We start from the raw sequence: 3,688 nt of genomic DNA, 5'->3' as shown, positions 1-3,688 counted from the left end.
GAGAAGCTTCTTTGCCTCCTCCATCGTCATCTTGTTACCGAAAATATCTACAACCACAACTCGTGTTTCGGCTATGTTGCTTGGAATCTTTTTACCGCGTGTCTAAGCCCTCTGATTTTGTCTCATTTCTGCTAACTGATTTTGTCACTTTTTAAAAGAAAGTTGTACCTTTTTTGCTATTTGATTTTGTCATAGAGGTAATTTAGTTGTTCCCTCTTATTTTTCAAGGGTTTGAGAATTAGTGAAGCAAAGGGTTCGAGCCTGGAATTTTAAAATGTTTAAAATGAGGTGTTTTTAAGATAGAATAGAAGCATCAGGATTTTTAGTGAAAAGTTCATCACGCAAAAGCTGCAACAATCCCGTGATGAACTGTTGATAAACAACATGATCATTTTATCAAAAAATCACATTTCTTCTCAAAATTACAACCTCGAGAATTCACAAACAAAAGTTGTAACTTACCAACTTACTGAAAATGCTGCTAAAAACCTTAAATGTCCTTACTGTGGTGCAAGATGCATACTCTTTGGTTTCAAGTCCCGAAAAATAACAAATCCTATAGAAGGCGATAATGTACAAGAGATCCATATATTACCTAGGTGTCAATGTACTAATGAATATTGCCCTTGCAAGCTTAATAGAGGAAATAAAAATAATGTCACTCATGTAGTCTTTCCCGATTCCATTACTCCATATAGCAACTATTCCACTGACTTCATTGAAGATATCGGTAATGCCCGCATGATATGGCTTGAAGCAGAAGATATAGATACTTATAAAGCCTCTCCTAAAATTGAAGCTCTCCGTACCAAATATAACGGAATAAAGTCTGATTTATGGGCTTGGTTAGAGGAATGTTATGTAATGGTGAGAGAAAGCTCTGTGAACGAACAACTTGCAGACAGGTTTGTCCGAAAAGCTAATGAAGCAAGAACAGTGCTAAATGCCATTCTTCCAGGTATGCTAAGACGGTTTTATCACAGAGATGGCTTTAATCATGGAGGCTTTAAAGATATAGGTTTTAGAGATAAATTCCTTGCTTGGGTTAGAGATAAAGCCAGCCTAAAGCAAATACACCGGTTGTTGCTAAACCGCTTTGTCCACGGATTTCCAACATACTGGCAATGGTTTAAGGATAAAATAAGGTTCAAAATACCTCCCGTTTTAAAATTATTAAGTTAAAAATGGGAGTATCTAATGAAAAAAGACCAAAAAATCAACGAAACCGCCGAAAAACGACTGCAGATCATTATTCCTTTGATTAACTGTGATAATGCAGACAAGGTCTTATTCACTCAAATTGCCAAGGATAACGATATTAGTGTGCGAACCCTGCGTCGTTGGGTAGATGCTTATAAAAAACATAAAATCAACGGACTTATTCCACAGTACAAAGGATCTTCAACAGTTGATCGTAAATATATTTTATTTGATGAAGCCTTGGAAAAGGCTGTGGCAATGAGAATGTCAGATCCTTGTATAAGTGTACGTAACATCATCTTAGCTCTAGAGAGTGAAAACGAAAACCTTAAAGGCATTTTAAAGAGGTCTACCTTACAGCAGCACTTATTAGCCAGACGTTGTGGCAGAAGAGATCTTGCTGTACTAAAACAAACAGGAGGCCGTAGATTCTTTGGTAGATTCCATAAGAAGCACATAATGGAGAATATCCAATGTGACGTGAAAGAGTTCCCTAAAGGAATGCTTATAGATGCTAATGGATCTCCATGTTCAGCATATATACAAATCTGCGTGGATAACAGTTCACGAAGGATTCTTTCATATAAGGTTAGTACAGATCAGCAATCACATATCGTATTAGATTGTCTAAAGGATTTAATATCAAAATATGGCATTCCAAAATCACTACACTTAGATAACGGCTTAATCTACAGGAGCAGGATTATAAAAAGAGCATGCAAGTTACTTGATATAAAAATACATTACTGTAAGCCTTATGCTGGTTATGAAAAAGGTGTAGTTGAACGAATAAACAGTAAAATCAATGACTTGGAAAATCAGGTTAAATCCTTTAATGGAACAATGAAATTTGAAGGATTCTGCTTGCTTTGCGATGAATGGATTAGACGTTATAACCAAACCGTGCATGGTATTCTTAAGGATGATAAAGGCAAACCTATGACTCCTGATGAGTACTTTCAACGTTATTATGTTTGTGATAAGCCAATTGGTGATGACATCCTATCGTATGTGTTCATTCAGAGTGACTGTCGTAAGCTTGGTAAGGATGGAACCATAAGCTACAAGGGTAAGACCTATTCAGTAGAAACCAAGGATATGATGCCAGGTGATGAGGTTGAATTACTTATTGAGTCTGATGGTACTATTAAGCAAGTATTACCAAATTATGATACTGTTCCAATTATGGAGTTACGTATGAACTCCTTTGTATCAAAGCCAAAGATTGCAGGAAACGAAGAAAAACAGCCAGCTGATTGCACTTATGTGTTATCCATTTTACGTGAGCATCAAAAGAAACTTGGAAATTATAAGGATGAAGAAAGCTTTAAAGCTTGGGCTATGCCAATACTATTTGCTGATAAGGATAAATTACATACGGGAGATATAGGTAACCCATTATGCTCTAATCAGTCACTGGCAGCAGACAGGGGAATGAATGATTACTCCCCATTCGCTGATATGGAGATATAACACATGGATAACAATGTTAGCAAAGATAGTCTTGGATTCCTCTAAAGACCACTCCTTTTACTTCTTCAATTGACACAGGAAACTTATGTCAGTCCAGACAGTTTAAAGATACCTTAGCCAGATTATGTTATGCTGCTGAGAACCGCATGTTTGCAGTTCTGACAGGACCGGTGGGAGTTGGGAAAAGCACTGTACTTAGAGCCTTTAATGATGCAATTGACTCCAGCAGGTTTGAGGTACTATACATCTCTCAAAGTAATCTATCACCTAGATGGCTATACTCAATACCTTTAAGCCAACTGGGCATTAATGCAAAGTTTTATGCAAATGATGCCAAGAAGCAATTCCATGAACAGCTGCTATCCATTACAACAGTTAAGAAAAAACAAGTTGTTATGATAATTGATGAGGCACACTTGATTAACCACCGGACCTTACAAGAAATAAGGTTCCTGCTAAACTGTCGATTTGATGCTGGTAATCCACTTAGCCTTATTATAGCTGGGCAGAATGAACTATATGTAGAATGACAGCACTTGATGATGAACAGACTGCTTCATATATAGTTGCTCATCTAAGGTATGCTGGAGCAACAGATAGCATATACTCAACAGATGCTATTATGGAGATCAGTAGTAGATCAAGAGGAGTACCAAGGATTATCAATAAGATCTGTACTCACACATTGCTTTACGCCAGTTGTCAAGGTGTACAAGTGATAACCAAAGATTTAGTAGAACAAGTAGTAAAGAATGAGTTACCTCAGTGCATTCTGATGTAGAGCTGAAAACAATGCATGGCCACTAGGCTGTGCATTTTGCTATTCTGAATGTTGTGACAAACTCAGATAGCAGAAACTGAATTGACGAGGACAAAATGAGAGGGCAAAAATTGGACAAACTCACGCGTCTTTGACACCGCGGCTCTTTTTCTTTTTCGGAGTTTCGCCATCTCCATTAACATCTTTTTCAAAATCAGGATTTGACGAGTTTTCAAAAATTTTACCGTCGTTATC

Annotated in this window: 4 protein-coding genes; all 4 read left to right on the top strand. The window is 37.1% G+C overall.

Annotated features, from left to right (window positions below; translation table 11 throughout):
* Positions 1 to 384 precede the first annotated feature (384 nt).
* Genes QZU45_RS12135 through QZU45_RS12560 form a run of 4 tightly spaced genes read left to right on the top strand, consistent with a single transcriptional unit; the run spans position 385 to position 3,454 of the window.
* Positions 385 to 1,182, top strand: a complete 798-nt coding sequence (locus tag QZU45_RS12135; protein ID WP_295355660.1) for a hypothetical protein — start codon at positions 385 to 387, stop codon at positions 1,180 to 1,182.
* A 15-nt stretch (positions 1,183 to 1,197) separates the two neighbouring features.
* Complete coding sequence (locus QZU45_RS12130; RefSeq protein ID WP_295355658.1) at positions 1,198 to 2,673, top strand: DDE-type integrase/transposase/recombinase; 1,476 nt, start codon at positions 1,198 to 1,200, stop codon at positions 2,671 to 2,673.
* A gap of 35 nt (positions 2,674 to 2,708) precedes the next feature.
* Positions 2,709 to 3,203 (top strand): ATP-binding protein, encoded by a 495-nt coding sequence (locus tag QZU45_RS12125; protein WP_366925504.1) that lies wholly within the window; start codon positions 2,709 to 2,711, stop codon positions 3,201 to 3,203.
* Positions 3,200 to 3,454 (top strand): hypothetical protein, encoded by a 255-nt coding sequence (locus QZU45_RS12560; protein ID WP_366925503.1) that lies wholly within the window; start codon positions 3,200 to 3,202, stop codon positions 3,452 to 3,454. The genes QZU45_RS12125 and QZU45_RS12560 overlap by 4 nt, the downstream gene beginning before the upstream one ends.
* Positions 3,455 to 3,688 lie beyond the last annotated feature (234 nt).

This window comes from uncultured Succinivibrio sp. (assembly GCF_902756765.1).
Taxonomy (GTDB): domain Bacteria; phylum Pseudomonadota; class Gammaproteobacteria; order Enterobacterales; family Succinivibrionaceae; genus Succinivibrio.
The sequence above is the reverse complement of the archived record's forward strand: the minus strand, read 5'-3'. Positions and strand labels throughout refer to the sequence as shown.